The 21,094-nt window shown below is 73.0% G+C and carries 22 protein-coding genes and 1 pseudogene; 11 read left to right on the forward strand and 12 right to left on the reverse strand.

Annotation, left to right across the window (positions count from 1 at the left end; translation table 11 throughout):
* The first annotated feature begins 8 nt into the window (after positions 1-8).
* The 4 genes from RYN42_RS06060 (at position 9) to RYN42_RS06075 (ending at position 3,851) form a co-directional block, all read left to right on the forward strand.
* Entirely contained in the window at positions 9-2,123 is a 2,115-nt protein-coding gene (locus RYN42_RS06060) for an EAL domain-containing protein (RefSeq protein ID WP_315094617.1), read from the forward strand.
* A gap of 79 nt (positions 2,124-2,202) precedes the next feature.
* Positions 2,203-2,895, forward strand: coding sequence for a hypothetical protein (locus tag RYN42_RS06065; RefSeq protein ID WP_315094619.1), 693 nt, complete (start codon positions 2,203-2,205; stop codon positions 2,893-2,895).
* 4 nt (positions 2,896-2,899) lie between these two features.
* Positions 2,900-3,631 (forward strand): signal peptidase I, encoded by a 732-nt coding sequence (locus tag RYN42_RS06070; protein ID WP_315094621.1) that lies wholly within the window; start codon positions 2,900-2,902, stop codon positions 3,629-3,631.
* Positions 3,612-3,851 (forward strand): hypothetical protein, encoded by a 240-nt coding sequence (locus tag RYN42_RS06075; RefSeq protein ID WP_315094623.1) that lies wholly within the window; start codon positions 3,612-3,614, stop codon positions 3,849-3,851. Before RYN42_RS06070 ends, RYN42_RS06075 begins: the two co-directional genes overlap by 20 nt.
* A gap of 9 nt (positions 3,852-3,860) precedes the next feature.
* Here the strand turns inward: RYN42_RS06075 and RYN42_RS06080 are convergent, their stop codons facing one another.
* The 8 genes from RYN42_RS06080 to RYN42_RS06115 all read right to left on the reverse strand — a co-directional run bounded on the left by RYN42_RS06080 (position 3,861) and on the right by RYN42_RS06115 (position 11,944).
* Entirely contained in the window at positions 3,861-5,264 is a 1,404-nt protein-coding gene (locus RYN42_RS06080) for an FAD-binding oxidoreductase (protein WP_315094625.1), read from the reverse strand.
* A gap of 138 nt (positions 5,265-5,402) precedes the next feature.
* Positions 5,403-7,181 carry an ATP-binding protein gene (locus RYN42_RS06085; RefSeq protein ID WP_315094626.1) on the reverse strand — a complete coding sequence of 593 codons (1,779 nt, stop codon included), beginning with the start codon at positions 7,179-7,181 and terminating at the stop codon, positions 5,403-5,405.
* A gap of 7 nt (positions 7,182-7,188) precedes the next feature.
* Positions 7,189-7,539, reverse strand: a complete 351-nt coding sequence (locus tag RYN42_RS06090) for a response regulator (RefSeq protein WP_315094628.1) — start codon at positions 7,537-7,539, stop codon at positions 7,189-7,191.
* Complete coding sequence (locus RYN42_RS06095) at positions 7,536-7,721, reverse strand: hypothetical protein (RefSeq protein WP_315094630.1); 186 nt, start codon at positions 7,719-7,721, stop codon at positions 7,536-7,538. The genes RYN42_RS06090 and RYN42_RS06095 overlap by 4 nt, the downstream gene beginning before the upstream one ends.
* A complete protein-coding gene (locus RYN42_RS06100) occupies positions 7,718-9,202 on the reverse strand; it encodes a glycosyltransferase (protein ID WP_315094632.1) in 1,485 nt (494 codons plus the stop codon). Before RYN42_RS06100 ends, RYN42_RS06095 begins: the two co-directional genes overlap by 4 nt.
* On the reverse strand, positions 9,199-9,912 hold the full coding sequence (locus tag RYN42_RS06105) for a PHP domain-containing protein (RefSeq protein WP_315094634.1): 714 nt from the start codon (positions 9,910-9,912) through the stop codon (positions 9,199-9,201). The genes RYN42_RS06100 and RYN42_RS06105 overlap by 4 nt, the downstream gene beginning before the upstream one ends.
* Positions 9,909-10,877, reverse strand: a complete 969-nt coding sequence (locus RYN42_RS06110; protein ID WP_315094636.1) for an ATP-grasp domain-containing protein — start codon at positions 10,875-10,877, stop codon at positions 9,909-9,911. Before RYN42_RS06110 ends, RYN42_RS06105 begins: the two co-directional genes overlap by 4 nt.
* The gene (locus tag RYN42_RS06115) at positions 10,874-11,944 is read right to left on the reverse strand and encodes a response regulator (protein WP_315094638.1); all 1,071 of its coding nucleotides are present in this window, start codon (positions 11,942-11,944) and stop codon (positions 10,874-10,876) included. The genes RYN42_RS06110 and RYN42_RS06115 overlap by 4 nt, the downstream gene beginning before the upstream one ends.
* A 194-nt stretch (positions 11,945-12,138) precedes the next feature.
* Between RYN42_RS06115 and RYN42_RS06120 the strand changes: the two are divergent.
* Positions 12,139-13,292, forward strand: a pseudogene (locus RYN42_RS06120) (LLM class flavin-dependent oxidoreductase).
* 20 nt (positions 13,293-13,312) lie between these two features.
* Positions 13,313-13,933, forward strand: a complete 621-nt coding sequence (locus RYN42_RS06125; protein ID WP_315094640.1) for an FMN reductase — start codon at positions 13,313-13,315, stop codon at positions 13,931-13,933.
* Positions 13,934-14,031: 98 nt separating this feature from the next.
* Here the strand turns inward: RYN42_RS06125 and RYN42_RS06130 are convergent, their stop codons facing one another.
* Complete coding sequence (locus RYN42_RS06130; protein ID WP_315094642.1) at positions 14,032-14,379, reverse strand: adhesin; 348 nt, start codon at positions 14,377-14,379, stop codon at positions 14,032-14,034.
* A 103-nt stretch (positions 14,380-14,482) separates the two neighbouring features.
* On the opposite strand from RYN42_RS06130, the gene RYN42_RS06135 reads away from it, so the two are divergent.
* Together RYN42_RS06135 and RYN42_RS06140 are read left to right on the forward strand one after the other, a co-directional pair.
* Positions 14,483-14,890: a nitroreductase family deazaflavin-dependent oxidoreductase gene (locus tag RYN42_RS06135; protein ID WP_315094644.1), complete on the forward strand. Its 408-nt coding sequence runs from the start codon at positions 14,483-14,485 to the stop codon at positions 14,888-14,890.
* Positions 14,880-15,254, forward strand: a complete 375-nt coding sequence (locus RYN42_RS06140; protein ID WP_315094645.1) for a DUF1801 domain-containing protein — start codon at positions 14,880-14,882, stop codon at positions 15,252-15,254. Before RYN42_RS06135 ends, RYN42_RS06140 begins: the two co-directional genes overlap by 11 nt.
* Positions 15,255-15,275: 21 nt before the next feature.
* Here RYN42_RS06140 and RYN42_RS06145 read toward each other — a convergent pair whose 3' ends face one another.
* Together RYN42_RS06145 and RYN42_RS06150 are read right to left on the reverse strand one after the other, a co-directional pair.
* Positions 15,276-16,004 (reverse strand): M15 family metallopeptidase, encoded by a 729-nt coding sequence (locus RYN42_RS06145; RefSeq protein ID WP_315094646.1) that lies wholly within the window; start codon positions 16,002-16,004, stop codon positions 15,276-15,278.
* Positions 16,005-16,032: 28 nt separating this feature from the next.
* On the reverse strand, positions 16,033-16,314 hold the full coding sequence (locus RYN42_RS06150; protein WP_315094647.1) for a hypothetical protein: 282 nt from the start codon (positions 16,312-16,314) through the stop codon (positions 16,033-16,035).
* 50 nt (positions 16,315-16,364) lie between these two features.
* Here RYN42_RS06150 and RYN42_RS06155 point away from each other — a divergent pair, with 50 nt between their 5' ends.
* Both RYN42_RS06155 and RYN42_RS06160 read left to right on the forward strand, forming a co-directional pair.
* Positions 16,365-16,715 (forward strand): MmcQ/YjbR family DNA-binding protein, encoded by a 351-nt coding sequence (locus RYN42_RS06155; RefSeq protein ID WP_315094648.1) that lies wholly within the window; start codon positions 16,365-16,367, stop codon positions 16,713-16,715.
* Positions 16,716-16,770: 55 nt separating this feature from the next.
* Complete coding sequence (locus RYN42_RS06160) at positions 16,771-18,054, forward strand: alpha-amylase family glycosyl hydrolase (protein ID WP_315094649.1); 1,284 nt, start codon at positions 16,771-16,773, stop codon at positions 18,052-18,054.
* 48 nt (positions 18,055-18,102) lie between these two features.
* Here the strand turns inward: RYN42_RS06160 and RYN42_RS06165 are convergent, their stop codons facing one another.
* Entirely contained in the window at positions 18,103-20,139 is a 2,037-nt protein-coding gene (locus tag RYN42_RS06165) for a glycosyl hydrolase family 28-related protein (protein WP_315094650.1), read from the reverse strand.
* A 177-nt stretch (positions 20,140-20,316) separates the two neighbouring features.
* On the opposite strand from RYN42_RS06165, the gene RYN42_RS06170 reads away from it, so the two are divergent.
* The gene (locus tag RYN42_RS06170) at positions 20,317-21,093 is read left to right on the forward strand and encodes an aldo/keto reductase (protein WP_315094651.1); all 777 of its coding nucleotides are present in this window, start codon (positions 20,317-20,319) and stop codon (positions 21,091-21,093) included.
* Position 21,094: the final 1 nt, after the last annotated feature.

A 21,094-nucleotide genomic window follows, 5' to 3' on the forward strand; every position in this document is an offset into this window, starting at 1 on the left:
GTCTGCACGTGCCCAGAGCCACCCGCCGTCGCTGGCCGCTGACGCGATCGTTCGCCGTCATCAGCAGTGCCGCCATGGTCGTGGTCGGGTGCGCGCTCGTCCTGGGCACCTGGCGGGTGATGACGCAGCAGTCCGTGCGCGACGGCATCGCGACGGCGTCGACGGTCACGGCGTACGCGACGGCGCAGGTGCCGACGAGCTCCTTCGTGGGGCCGGACGTGCTCACCGCGCCGCAGCGGGACGCGGTGGCGGGCGCGATCGGCGGGTTCACGGACCGCGTGGTGGAGCTGCGGCTCTGGGCGCTCGACGGCTCGCTCATCTACAGCTCGGCCGAGCGCACCTCGACCGGCTTCCCCGACGGCAGCCGGCTCGACCGCGTGACGACCGGCGGGGAGCCCAGCGCGCGGGTGATCACCGACGTGCGCGGTGCCGACCTCGGCGGCGAGGGCGGCACGGAGACGAGCGTCCTCGACGTCTACGTGCCGGTGCTGGCCGGCGACACCGCCGACCCGGACCCCGAGCGCGGGGACGGCGAGATCATCGGCGCGGCCGAGGTGATGCTCGAGAACACCGCCGCGAGCGCCGCTCTGGCCGACGCCGGCCGGACCGTCTCGCTGGTGGTGGCGGCCGGCCTGGTGACCCTGTGGCTGGTCCTGTTCCGCACCGTCTGGACCGCGTCCCGCCGGCTGCACGCCACCGCGCTGGAGAACGCGCGGCTCGCGCTGCTCGACTCGCTCACCGGCCTGCCCAACCGGCGCATGCTCGCGGAGCGGATGCGCCGCACGATCCTCGAGGCGCAGGAGACCGGCTCCCGCGTCGGCCTCATGCTCCTGGACATCGACCGGTTCAAGGACATCAACGACTCGCTCGGCCACGACCGCGGGGACGAGCTGCTCGAGCAGGTCGCGGAGCGTCTGCGCGGCGCCCTGCGCGACGACGACGTGGTCGCGCGGCTGGGCGGCGACGAGTTCGCGATCCTGCTGCCGGACGTGCGCTCGGTGGCGAACGCCGAACGGCTGGCCCGCCGGGTGCGGGGGCTGTTCGTCCCGCCGTTCATGCTGGGCGAGCTGCCGCTGCACGTCGACACCTCGGTCGGGGTCGCGTGCCTGCCCGACCACGCCACCGACCCGTCGTCCCTCATGCGCACCGCCGACGTGGCGATGTACGCGGCCAAGCACCACCGCACCGGCGTCTCGGTCTACTCCGCCGACGAGGACGACTCGTCGCCCGCCCGGCTGGTGCTCCTGGGCGACCTGCACCGCGCGCTGACTCCCGCCCCGGACGCCCCGCGCGAGCTGCGCATGCACTACCAGCCCAAGATCGAGCTGGCCACGGGGCAGACCGTGGGGCTCGAGGCCCTCATGCGCTGGGAGCACCCCACGCGCGGGATCCTGCCGCCCACCACGTTCATCCCGCTCGCCGAGCAGTCCGGCCTCATCCACGACATCACGCGGTACGCCCTGACCGAGTGCGTGACCCAGCTGGCCGCGTGGCGGGTGGCCGGCCGCGCCACCCCGGTGGCGGTGAACCTCTCCGCGCACGACGTGACGACCCTGGCCGTGGTCGACCTCATCGAGTCGCTGCTCGCGGAGCACGCCGTGCCCGCCGAGCTGCTGGAGGTGGAGATCACGGAGACCGCGCTCGTGGCCGACCCCTCGCGCGTGGTGCCCGTGCTGGAGCGCCTCGGTGCGCTCGGGATCCGGGTGGCCATCGACGACTTCGGAATCGGCAACACGTCGATCTCGCAGCTGCGGGACCTGCCGGTGGACGACCTGAAGATCGACCGGCTGTTCGTGTCCGACCTCGGTGCCGACGACCGCGAGGGCTCCGAGGTGGTGGTGCAGGCGATGGTCGACCTCGCCCACTCCTTCGACCTGCGGGTGGTCGCCGAGGGCGTCGAGGACGAGACCACCGCCGCCATCCTGCGCCGGCTCGGCGTCGACCAGGCGCAGGGGTTCCTGTACTCGCGCGCCGTGCCCGCCGCCGACCTGCCGCCGACGCACTCGGTGCCGCGCCCGCTGCGGGGACGCGAGGGCCGCAGCAGCCTGGCGGTCGCCCCACCCCGGTCCACCCGGCACACCCGGCCCCCCCGTGCGCCTGGCGCCGAGAACGTGAACGGGTGAGTATCGTACGTTCGGCTCAAGTCGGACTCAGGGGTGCCGATAGAACTGTGCTGGCTCTTTGCCCAAGGAGGGTGCCCTGATGATGGACGACCTGCTCCAGGAGATGATCAACCCCGCTCCGGTGCATCACGACGGCCCCCGGCGACGGCGCCTGTGGACCACCGTCGCGATCGTCGGCCTCGCCGCGGTCGGTGCCACGACGCTGACCACCTCGGCCATCTTCACGGACAACGACTCCGCGTCGGCCGCCATCGAGACCGGGACCGTGGACCTCGAGATCGGCCAGGACGTGCCGTTCGCGTTCTCGCCGCAGAACCTGGCCCCCGGCGACTCCACGTACTTCCCGCTGCAGGTGCAGAGCAACGGCTCGCTCGCGCTGCGCTACTCCGTGTCGTACCTGGCCACCGTGACGACGAACGACACCACCGACCCGGTCCTCGAGCCCGCACCGGTGGTCGGCGACCTCCGGGACGTCCTGCAGCTCAACGTGTACCCCGTGGACGCGGCCGCCAGCTGCGTCGCCGGCGGCCTGGGCGCGGCCGCGCCGATCAACCACCCCACGACCGTGACCGCGTGGCCGGGGACGCTCACGGAGCTCGTGGGCAGGACCGCCCAGGGCCAGCAGCCCGGTGACCGGACGCTGACCGCCATCCCGGGCAACGAGTGGCTCTGCTTCAAGGTGGACCTGCCCCTGCTGGCGGACAACAGCTACCAGGACACCGCCGTCACGCTCGACCTCACGTTCAACGCCGAGCAGGTCGTCAACAACTGATCCGATGGCCCCCTGGTCGGACGGGCACCGAGACGCCCCAGCGGTCGACCGGCGCGCACCGCGCGTCGTCGGTCGGAGGCGTCCCCGCACCCCGAAGCCCGTCTGGCGTCGGCTGCTGGGGGCCGGCCTCTGGGTGGTGATCGCCGTCTGCGGAACCGCCTACGCCACCTCGCTGGCCGTCCCGCTCTGGTACCAGGTGCACCAGCAGCGCCTCCTCATCGTGACCTCGGGCTCCATGGCACCCAAGTTCGACGCCGGCGACGCCGTGGTGCTCCGCGCGATCGCCAGCGAGTCCGACCTCAAGGTGGGGCAGATCATCTCGTTCTGGCCCACCGGGGAGACCACGCAGCTGGTGACGCACCGGATCGTCGCACTGCGGGAGCTGCCGGACCTCGAACAGGACGCCGAGGGGCGGATGGTGCCGGAGCTGGAGGCCGACGGCACCCGGAAGACGAAGTTCTACGTCGTCACCAAGGGTGACGCCAACGACGAGGCGGACATCAACGCGACCCCGATCGGCCGCATCCGCGGGGTGCAGCTGGGCGTCCACAAGGGGTGGGGCTGGGTCCTGCAGTGGGCCGGGTCCGCCCAGGGGCGCGCCACCATGCTGGTCCCGCCGCTCCTCGCGCTGGCGACGCTCGAGCTGCTGGCGCTCGGTGACAACCGCCGCGCACGCCGCGAGCGGCCGGCCCCCCACAGCCCCGACAGGAGGGTCGATGAGCTCCTCCTCGACTGAGCCCGCCGGTCGCCGCGGCTTCCTGTCGGTCGACCGCGGGGGCCTGGTGCGCCTCGCCGTCGCGGTCGCGTTCGCCGTCGCGGCCATGGCCAGCCCGCACGTGGGGTCGACGTCCGCGCAGTTCACCGACAGCACGGACGTCTCGCTCACGTTCACCGTGACACCGACCCCCGAGCCCCCCGCCCCGGAGCCCCCGGCCCCCGAGCCGCCGACCCCCTGACCGACCGGGTCAGGACCGCACGCCGCGGGCCGCGAGCAGCACGGCGTCGGGGTCGTAGACGAGCGACAGGGCCTGCAGGCGGCGCGCCACCCCGGGCGTGAACACCTTCTCGGCCCACTCGGGGCCCGCCGTGTCGGTGAAGTTGGGCAGGCCACCGGCACGGGTCCAGGGTGCGAGCCCCTCGTGCACGCGCGCGGTGTCGGCGGTCACCACCTGCGCGATCTCCGGGATCATCAGGGCGATCGTCAGGACCGAGAACGCGGCGTCCCGGTGCGCGAAGGCGCTCGGCGTCCCCCGGTCGTCGCGCACCCTCCCGCCCAGCTGCCGCACCTCGACCATCGCCTGGGCGGACGGGACGTCCGGACCGACCAGCTCGAGCAGCCGGTCGGCGGTGTCGGGCCCGAACGAGTCGAGCAGGAGGTGGTGCTCGTGCACGGGCATCGGGTCGGTCGGGTCGCTGTGCACCTCACCGAGGGCCGCGTACGGCAGCACGCGGACGGTGTCGATGACGGGCGTGGCGACCGAGCGGAGGGCGCGGATCATCTCCTCGCCCACGGCCGGGTCGCCCGTCCACGCGAAGCGGACCGAGACGGTGGTCGTCCCGCGCAGCGGCTCGGGGAAGACCGGCATGTCGGGCAGCCGCATGACGGCGATCGACGTGGTGCCCTCCTCCGGGAGCAGCGCGCACCACGCCCCCCAGGTGCGGACCACGGCCGCGGCGTCCTGCGCCGCGAACCACAGGGCGCCGCCGTACAGCTCGGCCTGCTCGATCAGGTCGATCTCGACCGCGGTGACGATGCCGAGCGTGCCCTTGCCGCCACGCAGCCCCCAGAACAGGTCGGGGTGGCTGGCGGCCGTGACCCGGCGCACGACGCCGTCCCCGGTCACGACCTCGAAGGCCCGGACCGTGTCCGACGCGAGCCCGTGGGTGCGGGCGACGGGGCCCAGCCCGCCACCGGTCAGGTAGCCGACCACCCCGACGTCGGGCGAGGAGCCGGCCAGTGCGGCGAGCCCGTGCGGGGCGCAGGCCCCGAGAACCGCGGCCCACCGCACGCCCGCGCCGATGCGCGCGCGCCGCTCGTCGGCGTGGACGGTCAGCTCGTCGAGTGCTGCGGTGCTGACCAGGACGGCACCCTCCATGGTCTCGGTGGCGCCGTGGCCGGTGCCCTGGACGGCGACGCGCAGGCCCGCCGAGGCGGCGATCCGCAGCGTGTGGGAGATGTCGTCGGCCCCCCGCGCCGCCACGACCGCCACGGGGCGGATCGCGCGCGTGAGGTTGCTGGTGCGCGTGAGGGCCGAGTACGCCTCGCTGCCCGGCAGGTGCACCGGGACTGCCGCGTCGGCGAGCGCCTGGACAGCGGCCGCGACGGCGGGCCGGTACTCGGCACCGATCAGGGAGCTCAGGATGGTCATGGGTCGTTCCTTCGTCGTCCGGCGCGGGGTCCCCGCGCTCTGCCTGCCGCGCCGTCGTCGGCGCACGGGCAGAAGGGACGCCGTCGCGGGCGCCTGATACATCCGAGATGTCCTGACTCAGGCTCGTCGGGCGCGCCCTCAGCCCGGCGGGGTGGCCGGCAGGGTGATCGTGAACGTGGTGCCCTCGCCGAGCGTGCTGGTGATCTCCAGCTGGCCGCCGTGCGCGTCGACGACGGCCTTGGTGATCGACAGGCCCAGTCCGACGCCCGGGATCGCGCGGCGGGTGGCCGTGGAGGCCCGGAAGAACCGGGTGGTGAGCTGGGAGAGCTCGTCGGGCGGGATGCCGATGCCGGAGTCCGCGACGGAGATGACGGCTCCCCCGCGCGCGCCCGGTGACACGGCCAGCTCGACGGTGCCGCCGGCCGGCGTGAACTTCAGGGCGTTCGAGACCAGGTTGTCCACGGCCTGCGCGAGGCGCACCGGGTCGCCGTCGATCACGGTCGGCGTCACCGACGGGACGAGCGTGACCTTCGCGGCCTCGGCCACCGGGACGGCCGCCTCCGCCGAGGCGCGCACGACGTCGGCCACGTCGATGTGCTGCGGGGCGATCGAGAAGCGGCCGGCGTCCACCTGGGCGCTGAGCAGCAGGTCACCGACCAGCCGCAGCTGGCGCCGGGCGTTGCGCTCGATCACGGTCAGGTACTCCCGCTGCTCGTCGGTGAGCGGGTCGGTGCCGTCGGTGAGCAGCTCGAGGTACCCCAGCACCGACGTCAGCGGCGTGCGCAGCTCGTGGCTGACCAGGCTGACGAACTCGTCCTGGAGCCGCGCGGCCTCGCGCTCGGAGGTGACGTCCGTGGCGACCACCACGTAGCCGCTCGTGGTCCCGTCCGCCTCGGCGCGGCGCGTGACGGCGAGCCTGACCGTCGTCCGGGCGCCGTCGCGTGCCACATAGGTCCAGTCCCGCGCCTCGGGGCGCCCCGCGAGCGCCGGTGCGACCAGCGCGTCCAGGAGCGCCCGGGGGCTGTCGACGGGGGTGCGCGTGTCGAACAGCAGCGCGCGCCGCGCCTCGAGCTCGTCGTGGTCGTGGAAGTCCGTGAGCCGCATGCGGCCGACCACCTCGCCCTGCCCGTACTTGAGCAGCCGCTCCGCGCCGGCGTTGAAGACCTCGATCGTGCCCGCGGCGTCCGTGGCGATGATCGCCTGCTCGGTGGCGGAGTCGATCACCGACACCAGCTGGTCCCGGGCCGCGCGACGCTGGTTGGCGACGTGCGCGAGCTGGACGGCGTCCGCCCGGGCGCGGTCCAGCAGGACCGCCTGGTCCATCTGCGAGGCCAGCAGGGCGGCGCTGCGGGCGGAGAGGCGCGCCGTGATCTCGTGCACCGTCACGGCGACGACGAACGCGACGAGGGTGACGAACACGGTGCGGATCACGGTGTCGGTGGTGAGGAACACGGTGTTCGACAGCACCGGCGAGAACACCACCACGGCCACCCCGGCCGTCGCCAGGAGGACCCCGCGCCGCCCGCGCTGGGACGCGAGCGTGATCACCGGGAAGAACACCAGCGTCGTGTAGGGCGAGCCGGGGCCGCCAGTCCCCGTCCGCAGGAAGGCCACCGCGAGCAGCTGCACCACGGGCAGGACGTCCTGCCACCCCACCGACCACCGGCTCCAGGGCAGCACGCGGGCCGCGACGATCTGGCCCACGGCGAGCACCGAGGCGATCACCACCTCGGGCCAGCTGGAGCTGCGCGCGCCGGGGATCGACAACGACGCCACCGCCACCAGGAACACCCCGACGAAGGGCAGCTGGCGCTCGACCACGCTGCCGTCGGGTCCCAGGTGGCGGGCCAGGCGGCGCAGGGAGCGGGAGCTGCGGGTGATCAGGTCGGCGGGCGCGTTCGACCACAGCTCGGTCATGCCCGCCTCACGACCTGCCCTCGAGCGCGCGGGCCACCGCGTCCCGCACCGCGTCGCCGGTGAACGGCTTGGGCAGCCACGCCTCCACCGGCGGGTAGTCGTCGGGGTCGAGGACCGACGTGACGATCACCGGCAGGCCCGGGCGGCGCGCGTGCAGCACGTCCACCAGCTCCCAGCCGCCCATGCCGGGCAGCCGGAGGTCGACGATCGCGACGTCCACGCCGAGGTTGTCCTCGTCGCCCAGTGCGTCCTCGGCACTCTTCATGGTCACGACCTCGTAGCCGAGCCGGCGCAGGTGTCGGGCGAGCAGCGCCAGCTCGTCGGGCTCGTCGTCCACGACGAGCACCCGGGGCGTCACGCCGCACCTCCGTGCAGGAGCAGGACGGCGACGGTCACGGCCGCTGCGATCAGGGTGACGACCACCAGCAGCCGGCGCTCCGAGCGCGCGTTGGAGCGGATCTCGTCCTGGAGGGCGTCGGGCGTCGACGTCGCCCACCAGCGGGCGTCGTCCCCCGGGGCCGCCCGGTGGGAGCCGTTCATCCCATCACCCGTCCTGTCTTCTCCGTCTTGTCCCACACGGCCGCGGCGCCCCGCCACTGCTTCACGTACGCGTCCAGCGTGATGGCGCACAGCACCGGACCGAAGCCCACCACGTACAGCAGGGGCAGCGCGAGCCACCGCACCGCACGGGCACGCTCCAACTGCTTGACCACCCAGGCCAGGAGCATCGCGAGGACGGACCACGAGTACAGCGTGAGCGTCCAGACCTCGCGGCCACCCTCCGTCATGCGCTGGCCGAGGAGCTCCGGGACCCGCTCCTCCCACAGCCCCGGGAACCAGGCCGCGGTCATCACCACGAGCGCGCCGAGCCCCGGGAACGCGATCCCCTGGAACCACGAGCGGCGGGCGGTGTCGCGGTCGAGCAGCAGCGTCATGACCGTGATGAGCACGTAGGCGGTGACCGCCACCCACCAGAACCGCTCGAACACCTGCGCGGCGGTGACGTCGTCCACGAAGTGCAGGCCGACCAGGCCGACCGCGGCGAGCGTCATCGCCACCGGGAGCAGGTAGATGGCGAACCAGATGATCCCGAAGTCCGGCCTGCCCAGGTGGTGGGTCCGCGACGGGCGGAACCAGACCCGCCGGAACTCGTGCGTGATCTGCACGTTCCCGCGCGCCCAGCGCACCCGCTGCTTCCACAGGGCCGTGATCGTGTCAGGCTCCTCCGCCAGCACCACCGCCGCCGGCTCGAACACCACGCGCCGGCCGGCCAGCTGCGTGAGGAAGGTGGTGTACGTGTCCTCGGCCAGCGTGGACGTGTCCACCTGCCCACCCACGGCCAGGAGGTTCTCGCGGGAGTGCAGCTGCGCGCCCCCGGCGAGGCAGGCCATGGCCCCCATGACGTTCTGCGCGCGACGGGCGGCGGCCTGCGCGGTCACGTACTCGTAGCCGATGAACCGCGCGACCGTGCCCGGCCTGCCGCTGCCCTCACGGATGAAGGCGGTGACGGCACCGACCTGCGGGTCGGCCAGGTGGCGGGTCATCCGGCGCAGGGAGTCGGTCCGGTAGATGACGTCGGCGTCCATGATGAGCAGCGCCTGCATCCAGTCGTCGGCGAGCGCGTACCGGATCCCGTGGTTGAGCGTGTGCGCCTTGCCCTGACCGCCCTGCTCGCGGCGCAGGTGCACGATCCGGTCGTCGTACTGGGCGGCCTTGGCGCGCACGACGTCGGGGGTGTCGTCCGTGCTGGCGTCATCGACGACGAACACCTTGAGCCGGTCCGGCGGGTACTCCAGGCTCATGAGCCGGTCCAGCGACGCCGCCAGCACCGCTCCCTCGTTCCAGGCGGGGACGATCACGACCACGCGGGGCAGGTGCGGGGCCGCCGCGCGCAGGTGGTTGCGGAACCCGTGCACAGGGACCAGGACGTACTGGTAGAGCCCGGCCAGGACGGGGATCGCGCCGATCCCCACGAAGGCCACGAACACCGCGACGAGCGCGTCGTGCCCCACGCCGGTCATCTGCCCACCCAGGAGTAGACGCCCACGTCCGTGGCCACGTGGGCGTCGGTCGACGCGACGAGCAGCACGCCCGCGTCCCGCCACCGCGCGACGACCCGCGGCCCGGGGCAGCGCCACTTCTCGTTGACCTCGACCGGCGTGCCGGTGTCCACCGCGGCCTGCGCGAGCGCGTCGAGGAGCTGGTCGGGGACGTCGTCCTCGTGCATACCGATCTTCGGCAGGATCGAGAAGGGGTGGGCCAGCTGCGCGCGGCCCACGGCGTGCATGGCGCGGATCGTCGCGGTCACCACCAGCTCCACCACGTCGGCGGGGTCGAGGCCGGCGTCGATCCGCTCGCGCGTGGCCCGAGGGCTCCACGGGCCGTCCGGGCCGGGGACCTGGTGGTCGGCGAGCAGCACCCGGTCCGCGCCGTGCGGGGTGCCCAGCGCGGCGAGCACCTCGGGCGGGGCGTCGACCGCACCGGACGCGTCGAGGATCTTGGCCTCGACCCCCGTGAGCACCGTCAGACCGTCCACCGGCGGCAGGGCGCGGACCACCGCGAGGAACTCGGGGACGTACGTGGTCGAGACGCGGACGTGGTCGACCATCCGCACCTCGCGCAACCGGGCGCGCTGCGCTGCCGCGAGGTTGTCCGCCGGGGTGCTGACCGCGTCGTCCGAGAACGTGGAGTGGACGTGGTGGTCCCCGTCGACGGACGGTCCTGCACTCATCGGGCCGGCAGGACGTCGGCGATCGGCAGGAAGACGTCCTCGAGGTAGCGCACGTTCGCGATCTCCTGGAAGTCCACGTGCTCCGGCACGGGGCGGCCGAGAACGGCGTCGAGCGTGAGCGACGGCATGTCGACGCCGGCCGCGATGGTCAGCGGCATGGCACCGGGGAAGCGTGGGTTGACCTCCAGGAGCGCGGGGCGTCCGTCGGCGTCGCGCTTGAGCTGGACGTTGGCCACGGTGGTCAGGCCGACCGCGCGGGCCACGGCCGACGCGGTCTCGATCAGCTCGTCGTCGTGCACGGTGACCCCGGCGACCGCGACGCCCGAGTCCACCCGCAGGCGGGCCCGCGGCACCGCGGCGATGACCCGACCGTCGAGCCCCGCCAGCACGTCGACCGAGTACTCGTCGCCGGGCAGGAGCTCCTGGACCAGCAGGTCCTCCTCGGCGTCGTGCACGGCGTCGAGCTCGGCCTGCGTGCCGATCAGCCGGACGCCGCGAGAGCCGGCGCCGCGGCGGGGCTTGACGATGACCGGGAAGTCCCAGCCGGAGACGGCCTGCGGCGTGCCGACGAGCTCGGTGCGCGGCACCCGCACGGTCCGCGCGCACGCGGCGGCCAGGGCGAGCTTGTCCAGGCACGTCTCGAGGGTGGTCAGCGACGGCGACGCGAGGATCGTGCCGTCGGCCAGCAGCTCCTCGCGCGCGGCGGCGAGCTTGGGCAGCTCCACGTCCACGGTCGGGAACAGCACGTCCACGCGCTCGTCGCGGCAGATCGTGCGCACCACGTCGACGAAGTCCTCGGCCCGGCCGGCCGGCACCAGGTACCGCGACCCCGCCGGCACCAGGTAGAGCGCGCTGGCCCAGCGGTCCATGTCCGCCGCGATGACCTCGACGTCCCCCCGGCGCAGCAGCGAGCGGATGACGGCGACCCCCGCGGGTCCGCCGGCGCCGGTGACCAGGACCCTCATGCGTGACCTCCCTGCTCGTCGATCTCCTGCGCGGCCGGGGCCGAGGCCGCCGAGGTGCTGCGCAGCATCGCCGCCGCACGGACGGTCTCCAGCGGCTCGGCGTACTGTCCGCCGCCGAAGCGCGACCAGTAGCGGGCCGTGGCACGCACGAGGTCGGGGTCCATGTAGTCGCGGTGGGACTGCGACTCGAACGCCGCGAGCATCGCGAGCTTGGTGTCGAGGAAGCCGTCCACCGGCACGAACCGGCTGGGCCGGAAGTCGATGGTGGACGACGGGCTCTGGAAGCACGCGAACGACGGCACCTGGCGGGCCGCGACGTCGACGGCCTGCCGGACCGCGCGGTGGTCCTGGTGCCGGTCGTGCTCGCTGTGCGTGTACACGACGGTGGGGCTGACCTCGCGGACCAGGGCCTCGATGGTCGAGATGAGGCCGGTGGCGGGGTCGAGCCGGGTGTCCTCGAAGTCGTGCAGGTACAGGCGCGCGCCGATGATGCCCGCGGAGGCGAGCGCCTCGTGCCGGCGGAGCTGCACCTCTCCCCCGATCGCGCCGCTGGACAGGGTGAGGATGACCACCGTGTCCCCGGCCGCCCGGTGCGAGGCGAGCGTGGCCCCGACGCCGATCTCCACGTCGTCCGGGTGGGCCCCGACCGCGAGGACCACCTCGTTGCTCCAGGCGGCCGCGCGCTTGGCCCGGCCCTCGAGGGCCAGCGCCGAGACCCGCTCGAGCAGCGTGGCGGCGGCCACCGGCTTGACCAGGAACTCGTCGGCGTCCCGGCGCAGCGCCTCGACCGCGTAGTCGACGCTGGCGAACGCGGTCATCACGGCGACGGGCGTGCCGGCCGCGCGGGCACGCAGCTCGACCAGGAGCTCGAGCCCGCTCATGCCGGGCATCTGGATGTCGGTGAGCACCACGTCGAACTCGTGCGCCGCCACCTCGGCGAGCGCCGACATCGGCTCGTGCACCACGGTCACGTCCATGCCCCCGCGGCGCTCCAGCACCGTGCGGACGTACTGTGCCGTGTCCGCGTCGTCCTCGACGACCAGGACCTTGATCTGCTCGTTCGTCACTCGGTGTAGCCCTCCGCCGCCGGCCGGTGCACCCCCACGCTATAGGGGGTTGCGCGCTCCGGCTCACCTGGCTTGACCTGGCTTTACCTGGACAACTGTCTAGGTGCGGATGCGGGGAATAGGACCGGGGACCACCCTGTTGAGCGGCAAGTACATGCAAACGCATGGAACTCTTCACCAGAGCGAGGCGCGAGATGCAGTTCGGGATCTTCACGGTCGGCGACGTCACCACCGACCCGACCACCGGCCGGACGCCGGACGACACGGAGCGGGTGCGCAACATGCTCACCATCGCCCAGCACGCCGACCAGGCGGGCTGGACGTCTTCGCGACGGGCGAGCACCACAACCCGCCGTTCGTCCCCTCGTCGCCGACCACCATGCTCGGCTACCTGGCGGGCACGACGAAGAACATCATCCTGTCCACCGCCACGACGCTGATCACCACCAACGACCCGGTCCGGCTGGCCGAGGAGTACGCGATGCTCCAGGTCATCTCCGAGGGCCGGATGGACCTCATGATGGGCCGCGGCAACACCGGCCCCGTCTACCCGTGGTTCGGCCAGGACATCCGCCAGGGCATCCCGCTGGCCATCGAGAACTACGCGCTCCTGCGCCGCCTCTGGGAGGAGGAGGTCGTGGACTGGGAGGGCAAGTTCCGCACCCCGCTGCAGGGCTTCACGTCGACCCCCCGCCCGCTCGACGGCGTCCCGCCGTTCGTGTGGCACGGCTCGATCCGCAGCCCCGAGATCGCCGAGCAGGCGGCCTACTACGGGGACGGGTTCCTGCACAACGCGATCTTCTGGCCGCTGGAGCACGCCGCGCAGATGGTGAAGTTCTACCGGCAGCGCTTCGAGCACTACGGGCACGGGCAGGCCGACCAGGCGATCGTCGGGCTCGGCGGGCAGGTGTTCATGAACAAGAACTCGCAGGACGCCGTGCGGCAGTTCCGGCCGTACTTCGACAACGCGCCGGTCTACGGGCACGGTCCCGCGATGGAGGACTTCATGCGCGACACCCCGCTGACCGTCGGGAGCCCGCAGCAGGTCATCGACCGCTACGGGAAGTTCCGTGACCAGGTGGGCCACTACCAGCGCCAGATGTTCCTCATGGACCACGCGGGGCTGCCGCTGAAGACCGTGCTGGAGCAGATCGACATCCTGGCCACGGAGGTCGTCCCGGTGCTGCGCGCCGAGGCCGAGTCCGCCCGTCCCGCGCACGTGCCGGCCAACCCGCCCATGCACGCCGACCGGGTGGCGGCCGCGCGGGCCGCGGGTACCGTCCATGACCAGGTCGTCGCGCAGGACACCTTCACCGGCCTGCGGGCCGAAGACTCGCTCTCCTCTTGATGTTCGGGAAAGGGACCACGATGAGCGACCGCTCGATCGTCGTCATCTCGGCCGGGCTGTCCCAGCCCTCGTCGACGCGCCTGCTGGCCGACCGGCTGGCCGACGCGACCACCACCGAGCTCGCCGCCCGCGGCATCACCGCGCACGTCGAGACCGTGGAGCTGCGCGACGTCGCCCACGAGATCGTCAACATGACGCTCTCCGGCTTCGCCTCCGGCGCCCTCAAGGACGTGCTCGAGAAGGTCACCGCGGCCGACGGCGTCATCGCCGTCACGCCGATCTTCTCCGCGTCCTACTCGGGCCTGTTCAAGTCGTTCGTGGACATCCTCGACAAGGACGCCCTCGTCGGGCGGCCGGTGCTCGTGGGCGCGACCGGCGGCACCGGACGGCACTCGCTGGCGCTGGAGTACGCCCTGCGGCCGCTGTTCGCCTACCTGCGGGCCGACGTCGCCGGGACGGCCGTGTTCGCGGCCACCGACGACTGGGCCGACGGAGGTGGCGACGACGTCAACCCGCTGCCGAACCGCATCCGCCGCGCCGGCCGCGAGCTGGCCGAGATGGTGGCCGACCGGGAGCCATCCGCCCCCGTCGGGCTGTACGACGCGGTCCCGTCGTTCGAGCAGCTGCTCGGCGGCGCCTGACACAGTGCCACGCACGACGACGGCGAGGACCTCCTGGGGTCCTCGCCGTCTTCGTTCCCCTTCCTGAGCCGGTCGTGCCCCGGCTCCCGCTCGGAGGACTACTGGGGGATGAGCGTGAAGGCGCTGCCCGTGCCGGCCGGCTCCACGTCGAGGCGCTGGTCGGCCAGGGTCACGGACGCCTCGGGGTCGACGTACACGCGGGTCGAGCCGTCCGTGACGACGTCGTCGCCCGGGAGCGGCTCCGGGACGAGCGCGAGCTCGAAGCCGCCCGCCTCCTGCTGGGCGATCCGCAGACCACCGGTCTCGTCGGGCAGACCGGCCTTCTCGGTGAGCGTGTGGACGGCGGTGCGGGCGCTGTCGGTCAGGGTGAGCACGTCGGCTCTCCTCTCGTTGCCGGGGCGCCACCCCGTGCGGGGCGGCTCGTCGGACGTCTCCACGGTGGTCACGGCAGGACGCGGGACGCAACTCGGGGTCCGCTGGGCGAGATCCGCTCGCCAAGGCTCCACGACGCCCCTACGCTCCGCCGCCGACGCCCGCTACCGTCGGACCATGCCCATCCCGCTGCGGGTCGCGCGGTTCAACCGGCGGGTGACCAACCCCGTGCTGGGAACCCTCTCCGACCGGCTGCCTCCGCTGGCGACGCTCCACCACGTGGGGCACCGGACGGGTCGTCGGTTCCGCACGCCGATCTTCGCCTTCCCGACGCCGCGGGGCGTCATCGTCGCGCTGACCTACGGCACCGAGGTGCAGTGGCTGCGCAACCTCGAGGCCGGTGGGCCTGCGCGGCTGGTCCGGCGCGGCCGCGTCCTCGTGCTGAGCGACCCCGTCCGCCTGCACGGGGCGGCCGGCGCCCGGCTGGTGCCCGGCGTGATCCGGGCGGGACTGGCGCTCATGCAGGTCGACGACTTCGTCGAGCTCGCCGCCCGTCCTGCGGCTGGAGGAGTCCATGGTTCGTGAGGGATATCCCGCGACCACCGTCGAGGAGTACCTCGACGCCGTGCCGCCGGCGCAGGGGGCCGCGCTGCGCGTCGTGCGCGACCGCCTGCTGGAGGTCGTGCCAGGCGCCGAGCAGGTGATCTCCTACCAGGTGCCGACCATCCGGTACCGCGGGAAAGGACTGGTCGCCCTGTCGGTGGCGCGGGCGCACTGCAGCCTGCACCTCATGAGCCCGCCGCTGGCCCGGTCGCTCGACGGGCTGCTGTCCGAGGGGACGCTCTCCGGGGCCACCCTGCAGTTCGACGCAGGGTCTCCGCTGAGCGCCGAGACCGTGCGGCTGATCGCGGAGCGGCGCATGGCGGAGGTCGACGCGCGGCTTGCGTGACGGCTTCCCGTCCGCCGTCGCTCATCGGCCCGTCGCCGAGAAGTGCTGGTAGTCCACCGGCGAGGCCCAGTCCCCACCCCACAGCCACCCGACGGCGGCGAAGGCGCGGACCACCTCGTCGTCGTCGTGGATGACGCCCGGCGCGTCCGGGCGACCCGCGAACGCCCGTCCCGCCCGCGGCGCCACCGACGAGCCCAGCACGTACGGGTTCTCCACCGGGTTGACGTCGATCGCCCGGCCGTACGCGTGCTCCGACCAGCCCGTGCCGCCCGTGATGGCCCGGCAGTTGAACGCCGAGGTGTTGTCCGCGTCCATGGAGTCGTCGTCGCTGGCGCCGAAGTCGTCCACCAGCCGCAGGGACCGGATCGGATAGCCGGCGTCGAACAGGGCGCGGAAGACCGTGACCATGTCCTGCGCGGCATCGGCGTGCACCACCAGCTCGCCCTGCCGGTCCGCGCCGTCGAAGTCACGGTGGGTGACCGACACGTAGCGCAGGTCCTCGAGCGGGACCGGGCAGCCGGGTCGCCAGGAGAGCTCCATGCGGGTCGCCAGCTCCGGCGTGATCTCGGTGACCGAGGACGTGAACGCGGGGGGCTGTGCGACCACCGGCGGCGCGGGCGGCTCCGGCGCCAGCTCCGTGGGGGCCACCACCGGCGGCGCGGTCGTCGGGGAGCGGGTGGGGGTGGGTGAGCCGGTCGCGCAGCCCGTCAGGACCAGCACCACCGCCGCCGCCCGCGCCCACACCCGCATGCGCCCACTATCCCGCGGCCAGGCCCTGTCAGACCGCCCCCCGTCGGCTGCCGACGACTCCCGACGAGACCGTCGTCCCCGCCCACAGCTCCGGGTCCGCGCACCCCTCGGCGCAGTGCATGCCGCACGTCGGGCACACCCAGAGGGTGTGGTGCCGGTCGACGGTGCACCCGCACGTGACGAACCGCTCGGAGGGGCGACCCGGCCCGCTGGTCGTCCACCGGTGCCCCGCGGGGCAGCCCGACGGCGGCACCCGCACCCAGCCGCGTGGCGTGCGCTGCCACTTCGACCAGTCGACCTCGCGGACCATCGAACAAGTGTACGAGTGCCCGTGTCGGTGGTCCCCGCCAGGATGACGTCATGGACACGGACGACGCGCGGCGGGCCGCGCTCGCGCTGCCCGAGGTCACGGAACGCGAGAGCTGGGGCCAGCCGGCGTGGTTCCACCGGAACCTGGTCGCGCGGATGTGGGACGCGGACCGGCTGACCGTCCGCGTCGAGGACGACGGCGAGCGGCTCGCGCTGGTCGAGCAGGAGCCGTCCCTGTACTCGACCACCGACCACCACGCGGGGACCAACCTGGTGCTCATCGCGCTCGACACGGTCGACGCCGAGACGCTCCAGGCCCACGTCGCGGAGTCGTGGTGGTGGGCGGCCCCGCCGGTGCTGCGTCGTCGGTACCCCCACCTCGGCCCGCCGCCGGCGGGCTGAGCCGGTCCCCCACGGCCTAGGCTCGGCGCAGGCACCGACCGGAGAGGCACCCCTCATGAACGAGCCCGACTGGGTCACGCACGCGATCTGGTGGCACGTCTACCCGCTGGGCGCGGTCGGCGCCTTCCCGGCCGACGGCACCCCGCCGGGCCCGGAGGAGCACCGCCTGCGCCGCCTGGTCGGATGGCTCGACCACGTCGTGGAGCTCGGGGCCTCCGGCATCCTGCTCGGCCCGGTCTTCGCCTCGATGACGCACGGCTACGACACGGTCGACCACGGGCACATCGACCCGCGCCTGGGCGACGACGCCGACTTCGACCTCCTCGTCGCCGAGGCGCACGCCCGGGGCCTGAAGGTGCTGCTCGACGGGGTCTTCAACCACGTCGGCCGCGACTCGGCGATCGCACGCCGCTCGGTGGACGCGATCGAGGGGCGCTCCGACGACGACGTCTGGCTGCTGCGCGACGCCGACGGCGGCTTCGTCGGCTTCGAGGGTCACGACGCCCTCCTCACGCTGGACCACAGCCACCCGAGCGTCGTCGACTACGTGGCGAGCGTGATGAGCCGCTGGCTGGATCGCGGCGCGGACGGCTGGCGGCTGGACGCGGCCTACGCGGTGCCGACGACGTTCTGGGCGCAGGTGCTCCGGCAGGTGCGCGCCGAGCACCCGGAGGCGTGGTTCGTCGCGGAGGTCATCCACGGGGACTACCCCGCGTTCGTGCAGGAGTCGACCGTCGACTCGGTGACGCAGTACGAGCTCTGGAAGGCGATCTGGAGCTCGATCACCGACGCCAACCTCTGGGAGCTCGCCTGGTCGCTGACCCGGCACAACGGCTTCCTCGACTCGTTCGCGCCCCAGACGTTCCTGGGCAACCACGACACCACCCGCATCGCGAGCACGATCCAGGACCCGCGCCACCGGGCGCACGCCGTGGTGGTGCTCTGCACGGTGGGCGGGACCCCGACCCTGTATGCGGGCGACGAGCTGGGGTCCACGGGCGTCAAGGAGGAGCGGGAGGGCGGCGACGACGCCGTCCGGCCCGAGCTCGCGGTGGAGGGACCGGGCACCGACGACAACCCCGTGCTGCGGCTGCACCAGGACCTCATCGGCCTGCGCCGTCGCCACCCGTGGCTGCACCGCGCACGGACGAGCCAGGTCGCCCTCACCAACACGACGTTCGTGTACGAGGTCCGCGACAGGGACGACGCCTTGCTCGTCGCCCTCAACCTCGACGAGGCGCCGCTGGCCCGGCCGGCCGGCGAGGTCCTGGCCTGCGACGACGCCAGCCGGCAGAGGGACGACGTCGCCCCGCACGGCTGGGCGGTCGTCGCGCCGTAGGCAGCCGGGAGGGCGGCGTGCACGCAGCCGCGCGCCGCCCTCCCGAGCTCACCAGGTGGTGGGCGCGGGCGGCGCCACCACCGGGGGCCGGTCGTCGCACGTGATCGTGTTCGGCAGCTGCCAGGACCCGAACCACGGACCGGTCGTCCCGCCGCCGTCGTTGCCGCCGAGGTCGATCGACGACCACTCGGACCCGGTGGGCGGGAAGCCGAACGCCCCGCAGTTGTTGATGCCGACCGCTCCCACGTTGCGCGCGTCGACGTTCTCGAACGTGGCCGACCCGGCGGCCCGGGCGCTGAGCACCGAGGTGCCCGTGCCGTCCACGCGGACGTCCCTGAAGTGCAGGTTGGTCACCGAGTAGAGGTCCTTCACCGGCCAGTCGGCGACGACCATCATCGCGTTGTAGGTGTTGTCGAGGAAGTGGTCGCCGACCACCTGGATGTCCGCGTCGATGCTGCGCTCGAGCGCGAAGAACCAGATGGCGCCGAGCCCGATGTTCCAGTTGAGCTCGTACGTGCCGGCCCGGACGGTCGTGTTGTCGGTGATCCACAGGTGCCCGGTGAACGGCTCGGCGCCGAACCGGGAGCCGACCTGGATCCCGGAGCCCTCGCGGATCGGGTCGGCGACGAGGTTGCCGACGAGCGTCGTGTCGTGGCCGCCGTAGATCGCGATCCCGTTGGCCAGGGTCGGCGTCTGCACGGTGTTGTGCGCGAACGTGTTGCCGGAGTTGGTGGTCTTCTCGGCCCACATGGCCAGGGCGTCGTCCCCGGTGTTGCGCACGACGTTGTTCGACGCGGTCGAGCCGGTGACCCCCGTGTGGAAGTTGAGCCCGTCGGCGATCTGGTCGACGATCATCGAGTTCTTGACCACCAGGTTCTGCAGAGGCCCGTCCACCCAGACGCCGACCTTGGTGTGCTGGATGTACAGCCCGTCGACGGTCGAGTCGCTCAGCGCGCCGCCGATGCCGTTGACCTGGTCGGTGTCGATGCGCTCGCGCACGTCGCCCTGGATGGCGAACCCGGACAGGTGCACGTTCGACGAGCCGCCGACCGACGCGTCCTTGCCGTAGAACCCCACACCCGTGTGCACCGAACCGTCCGGGGCGGGGGTGGACAGGGGGACCTCCCTGCCGCGGATGATCGTGTACCAGGACCCGGCCCCCTCGATCGTGACGTCGTCCACGACGATGTGCCGGTTCACCTGGTAGACCCCCGGCGGCACGTACACCGGCAGGTCCTTGCGCTGCGCGAACGCGATGGCCTTGTCGAACGCGTTCGCGGAGTCCTTGCGCCCGGACGGGTCGGCGCCGAAGAGCAGCACGTTCGCGGCCTTGAGCCGGACGTGCGGGAGCCCGACGACCTCAGAGTCCAGCAGGTCGATGACGGTCCACGCGGCGTCGGTGCCCTGCGGGGCGGTCAACCGGACCTTCGCACCCGCGGGGTACGTGCGACCGAGCAGCAGGCGCTGCTCGTCGTAGAAGTGCATGGGCCGGAACGGGGTGGTGACCGTGGGGGTCGGCGTGGTCGCCGCGGGCACGCAGCCGCACTCCGTGATCCACCAGTCCGGGTGCAGCAGGCCGGCGTTCGGGTCGTTGCTGAACGGGTACTGGTTGTAGAGCCAGGAGTACTGCGAGGTCAGGGTCATGGTCCGCCTGCCGGAGCCGTTCACGGTGACGTCGAGCGGCGCCGTGATGCCGCCGCCGGTGGCCGAGTCGGGGATCGCGTAGCGGACGGTGAGCGCGTTGGCGGCCTTGGGGAGCGTGAACTCGACGTGCTGCCCGGGCTGGAGCTGCACCGCCGAGCGGCCCGACGCCTCCGCGGGCAGCGTGTAGGCGGTGCGGTCGGGCCCGATGACGGTGCCGGTGGTGACGGCCTTCTCCGCCTCCTGCTCGAGGAACGGGACGGTCGCGCCGCGGCCGGTGACCAGGCCCGGGTCGAGCGCGGCCCGGGTGACCGGGGTGGGCACCGGCGCGGGGGGACGTCCGTGGGCCGACGCGGCCGTGCCGGTCGTGACGAGGACGGTGGCGGTCACGACGAGGGCGAGGACACCCGCTCGTCGGACCGGCCAGCTGACTGTGTTCCTCACGGAGCGCCTCCTTGCGCAGCCGGGACGGCTCCGTGGTGACAGGGGGCACGGCGCCGCGTGGACGGGACACACCGTACGGAATGGACAAACGGATAGACAAGAGTGAATAGAGGATTGCAAGAACTTGCGTTCCGTGTGCAATCGCGTCTGGACGGATCCCGGGCGAGACTGGGGGCCATGATCACTCCACCGATCCCCACCCTGACCCTGCCTGGCGGCGAGATCCCCGTGGTCGGGCTGGGCACCTGGCAGTCGGAGGGCGGCGAGGCCGAGCGCGCGGTCAGCGCGGCGCTGCAGCTGGGCTACCGGCACATCGACACGGCCACCGGGTACGGCAACGAGGCCGAGGTCGGCCGGGCCCTGTCCACCGTCGGCATCGACCGCGACGACGTGTTCGTCACCACCAAGCTGCCCCCGGACCACGCCGACCGCGCCCGCCGCACCCTCACGGAGTCGCTCACGGCGCTGGTCACCGACCACGTGGACCTGTGGCTCATCCACTGGCCGCCGAACCGCCAGGCCTCTCCGGAGACGTGGCAGGTGTTCCGCGAGGCGCGCGACGAGGGGCTGGTCCGCTCCATCGGCGTCTCCAACTACTCGATCGCCCAGCTCGACGAGCTGATCGCGGCGACGGGTGAGGCGCCGGCGGTCAACCAGATCCCGTACAGCCCCCGCGACCACGACCCCGACCTGCTGGCGGCCCACCGCGAGCGCGGCGTCGTCGTCGAGGGCTACAGCCCGCTCAAGCGCACCAGCCTGGACTCCCCCGCCCTGGTGTCCGCGGCGCAGGCGCACGGCGTCACCCCCGCGCAGGTCGTGCTGCGCTGGCACGTGCAGCACGACGTCGTGGTCATCCCGAAGTCGACCCGGCAGGAGCGCATCGCCACCAACCTGGACATCCTGGGGTTCGAGCTCACCGAGGAGCAGATGGCGGCGATCGACGCCCTGCGCTGAG

Source organism: uncultured Cellulomonas sp., assembly GCF_963527515.1.
Classification (GTDB): Bacteria; Actinomycetota; Actinomycetes; order Actinomycetales; family Cellulomonadaceae; genus Cellulomonas.